Consider the following 4,379-nt stretch of genomic DNA (forward strand, 5'->3'; position numbering starts at 1 on the left):
CCACCCACTCCGCCGCGTCTTCCGCCCGGCGCGTCGCCGCCCGCACGCGTCGCCGCGCCCGGCTCCCGATCGGCCCCTCACGGCCCATGACGGCTTACCTCCGGCCTGCCCCGGTTCGCCCGCGCACCGCTGCCCTCGGACGCCCCGCGCGATGCCGTTACTGATCGTTCGTCCCACCGTATTGACCGTCGTCGGGGAGTGACGTACGGTCACGGCGATTCACGTACACGAACTCGGTTCATGCTGCGGATTACGACGCCGGAGCCGGGGATGGTTTTCACCACCGCACCAACCACCGACAGGTGCCTGCGGAGGATACCGCAGGCGGTGAAAGGAATACCTAGTGCGCACAGAGAATCAGCTGGTCAGAAGGCGAGGCGGCCGTGCGGCCGCCGCCCTGGTCGCCGCCGTCTCACTCCTCGTCGCCGGCCTCACGGCCCTCTTCGCGACCGGCACCGCGTCGGCGGCCCCCGCCGCAGGCTCGTACAGACTGGCAAACGCCGCGAGCGGACTGTGTCTGGAGGTCCCGGGGTCCGCCACGTCCGCCGGCGTCCAGCTCGCCCAGAGCGCGTGCGACGGCGGGGCCGACCAGACGTGGAAGCTCACGGCATCCGGCAGCGGCTACACGCTGGCCGCCTCGCACAGCGCCAAGTGCGCCGGGATCCGGGGCGCCTCGACCAGCGCGGGCAAGGCGGTGGAGCAGCAGACCTGCGGCGGCGGCGCGACGCAGGTCTGGACACTGACGGCGGTCAGCGGCTCCACCTACCGGGTCGTCAACAGCAACGGCGGCAAGTGCCTGAACGTGAAGGACGGTTCGACCGCGGCCGGCGCCCTGGTCCAGCAGAACTCCTGCGACTCGGTCGCGAGCAAGAACTGGACCTTCACCGCCTCCGGCACGGTCCCCACGGACCCGCCCACCGATCCGACCGACCCGCCCACCGATCCCACGGACCCGCCCACCGACCGGCCGTCGTGGCCGACGGCGAACGGCAGCCAGGCCGTGTCCTCCACCATCAAGGTCTCGGGCACCTACGACGGGGGCATGAAGCGCCTGTACGGCAGCGGTGACCTGGGCAGCGGCGGCCAGGACGAGGACCAGCCGGCCCTGATCGAGCTCGCGGACGGTGCCACGCTGCAAAACGTCATCCTCGGCGCCCCGGCCGCGGACGGTGTGCACTGCTCGGGGGCGTGCACCATCAAGAACGTCTGGTGGGAGGACGTGGGTGAGGACGCCGCGACCTTCCGCGGCAGCTCGTCCTCCACGGTCCGCACGGTCGACGGCGGCGGCGCCAGGCTGGCGGAGGACAAGGTGTTCCAGCACAACGGTGCCGGCACCCTGGTCGTCAGGAACTTCCAGGTCCAGGACTTCGGGAAGCTGGTGCGCTCGTGCGGCAACTGCTCCTCGCAGTACGCCCGTCACATCCAGCTGCAGAACATCTGGGTGACCACCCCCGGTGACACCCTGGTCGGCATCAACACCAACTACGGCGACACCGCCCGGTTCTCGGACATCGCGATCTACGACGACGGCGGCCGCGACCTCGACATCTGCACCAAGTACAAGGGCACGACCAGCGGCGAGCCCAGCAAGATCGGGACGGGTGCGGACGGCACCAACTGCATCTACTCCTCGTCCGACATCAGCTACGTGGACTGAGGCGTCCCCGCGGACCGGCCCCGCTCCTCCCGTGCGACGGGAGGAGCGGGGCCTTTCCGCGTCAGCGGGTCTCGGAGATCCGGCCGTCGGCGACCTCGACACGCCGGGTCGTGCGGACGGCGTCGAGCATGCGCCGGTCGTGCGTGACGAGCAGCAGTGTCCCGGTGTACGCGTCCAGGGCCGCCTCCAGCTGTTCGATCGCCGGCAGGTCGAGGTGGTTCGTCGGCTCGTCCAGCACCAGCAGGTTGACGCCTCTGCCCTGGAGGAGCGCGAGACCCGCCCGGGTGCGTTCACCGGGCGAGAGGGTCGTGGCGGGGCGCAGCACGTGCTCGGCGCGCAGGCCGAACTTGGCGAGCAGGGTCCGCACCTCGGCCGGTTCGGTGTCGGGGACGGCCGCGCAGAAGGCGTCCAGCAGGCTCTCCGTGCCGTGGAACAGCTTGCGGGCCTGGTCGACCTCGCCCACCACGACGCCCGAACCGAGCGAGGCGTGGCCCGCGTCGAGCGGGAGCCGTCCGAGGAGCGCGGCCAGCAGCGTGGACTTGCCCGATCCGTTGGCCCCCGTGACGGCGACCCGGTCGGCCCAGTCGATCTGCAGGGTGACGGGCCCGAAGGAGAAGTCGCCGCGGACGACGGCGGCGTCGCGGAGGGTGGCGACGACCGAGCCGGAGCGCGGGGCGGAGGCGATCTCCATCCGCAGCTCCCACTCCTTGCGGGGCTCCTCGACGACGTCGAGGCGCTCGATCATGCGCTGCGTCTGCTTGGCCTTCGCCGCCTGCTTCTCGCTGGCCTCGCTGCGGAACTTGCGGCCGATCTTGTCGTTGTCGGTGGCCTTGCGCCGGGCGTTCTTGACGCCCTTGTCCATCCAGCCCCGCTGCATCTGGGCGCGGCCTTCGAGCGCGGAGCGCTTGTCGGCGTACTCCTCGAACTCCTCGCGGGCGTGCGCGCGGGCCCGCTCCCGCTCCTCCAGGTAGGAGGCGTATCCGCCACCGTAGAGGTTGATCTGCTGCTGGGCCAGGTCGAGTTCCAGGACCTTGGTCACCGTGCGCATGAGGAACTCGCGGTCGTGGCTGACGACCACGGTGCCGGCCCGGAGCCCGGAGACGAAGCGCTCGAGCCGCTCCAGGCCGTCGAGGTCGAGATCGTTGGTGGGTTCGTCGAGCAGGAAGACGTCGTAGCGGGACAGCAGGAGCGAGGCGAGGCCGGCGCGGGCCGCCTGCCCTCCGGAGAGTGCGGTCATCGGCAGGTCCAGGCCGACCGTGAGCCCGAGGTCGGCGGCGATCTCCTCGGCCCGCTCGTCCAGATCCGCGCCGCCGAGGGCGAGCCAGCGCTCCAGGGTGTCGGAGTACGCGTCGTCGGCGCCGGGCGCCCCGTCCACCAGGGCCTGGGTCGCGGCGTCCATCGCGGCCTGGGCCTCGGCGACACCGGTGCGGCGCGCGAGGAACTCCCGCACGGACTCCCCCTCGCGGCGCTCGGGCTCCTGCGGGAGGTGCCCGACGGTGGCGGTGGGCGGGGAGAGCCGCAGCTCGCCCTCCTCGGGCCGGTCGAGACCGGCGAGCAGGCGGAGCAGCGAGGATTTGCCGGCGCCGTTGGCTCCGACGAGACCGATCACGTCGCCGGGCGCGACGACGAGGTCGAGTCCGGCGAAGAGGGTGCGGTCACCGTGCCCGGCGGCGAGTTCCTTGGCGACGAGGGTGGCAGTCATCAGGGTGCCGATCCTAACGAACCGGAGCGGGCGCCCTCGCGCCGGACGGCGGGTGCGACGATGGCCCGCGTGGCCTCGGCGTCCGGGGCGCCGGGAAGGGGTGGGTGCGGTGACGGATGTGATCGTGGTGGGCGGCGGGGTCAGCGGGCTGACCACCGCCCTCCTGCTGGCCGAGCGCGGCCACCGGGTACGGGTCTGGTCCCGGGACGCGGCGTCGGACACCACGTCGGCGGTGGCGGGGGCGCTGTGGTGGCCGTACCGGATCGAGCCCGCCGCCCTCGTGGGTGACTGGTCGCTCCGGACGCTCGGCGTGTACGAGGAGCTGGCCGAGACGCCCGGGGAGACGGGGGTCCGGATGGTCGCCGGGGTGCACGGCGGTGAGCGGCTGTCCGCGCTCGGTCCCTGGGCGCGCCGCCTCAAGGACGTGTCCGAGGTGCCGGAGGGGCTGCGGGTGACGCTGCCCCTGCTCGACATGCCCGTCCACCTCGGCTGGCTGGAGGCCCGGCTGGCCGCGGCCGGCGGCACGGTGGAGCGGCGGACGGTGCACGGGTTCGGCGAGGCCGCGGCCGAGGCGCCCGTCGTCGTCGACTGTGCGGGGCTCGGCGCGCGGGATCTGGCCCCGGACCCCGGGGTGCGCCCGGTGCGGGGCCAGTTGGTGGTGGTGGAGAACCCGGGCATCGAGGAGTGGTACGCACGGGCCGATCCGGTGTCGAGTGCGACGACGTATCTCTTCCCGCAGCCGGGCGGCCTGGTGCTGGGCGGGACGGCCGAGACGGACGACGAGCGCACGGAACCCGATCCGGCCACGGCCGAGGAGATCGTGGCGCGGTGCGCTCGGGTGCGGCCGGAGATCGCCGGGGCCAGGATCATCGGCCACCGGGTGGGATTGCGGCCCGCCCGGGAGGCGGGGGTGCGGATCGAGGCGGAGAGGCTGGCGGGCGGGGCTCTGCTGGTGCACAACTACGGCCACGGGGGTGCGGGCGTGACGGTGGCCAGGGGCTGCGCCCGCGCGGCGGCCCG

At 73.0% G+C, this 4,379-nt stretch carries 3 protein-coding genes; 2 read left to right on the forward strand and 1 reads right to left on the reverse strand.

The features are described 5' to 3' along the window. Window positions 1–343 precede the first annotated feature (343 nt). Window positions 344–1,657: a pectate lyase gene (locus ABZ371_RS29500; RefSeq protein WP_358685263.1), complete on the forward strand. Its 1,314-nt coding sequence runs from the start codon at window positions 344–346 to the stop codon at window positions 1,655–1,657. A gap of 61 nt (window positions 1,658–1,718) precedes the next feature. On the opposite strand, the gene ABZ371_RS29505 is transcribed toward ABZ371_RS29500, so the two are convergent. Beyond that, a complete protein-coding gene (locus ABZ371_RS29505; protein ID WP_358685265.1) occupies window positions 1,719–3,359 on the reverse strand; it encodes an ABC-F family ATP-binding cassette domain-containing protein in 1,641 nt (546 codons plus the stop codon). Window positions 3,360–3,459: 100 nt separating this feature from the next. Here ABZ371_RS29505 and ABZ371_RS29510 point away from each other — a divergent pair. Then, window positions 3,460–4,379 (forward strand): FAD-dependent oxidoreductase (locus ABZ371_RS29510; protein ID WP_358685268.1); only part of this gene is annotated, 920 nt, incomplete at its 3' end.

Origin of the sequence: Streptomyces sp. NPDC005899 (assembly GCF_040629645.1) — a bacterium.
Taxonomy (GTDB): domain Bacteria; phylum Actinomycetota; class Actinomycetes; order Streptomycetales; family Streptomycetaceae; genus Streptomyces.

Bases quoted from the DNA above. Each gene is read 5' to 3' on its own strand.
- ABZ371_RS29505 (WP_358685265.1), bottom strand. From the start codon at position 3,359: ATGACTGCCACCCTCGTCGCCAAGGAACTCGCCGCCGGGCACGGTGAC.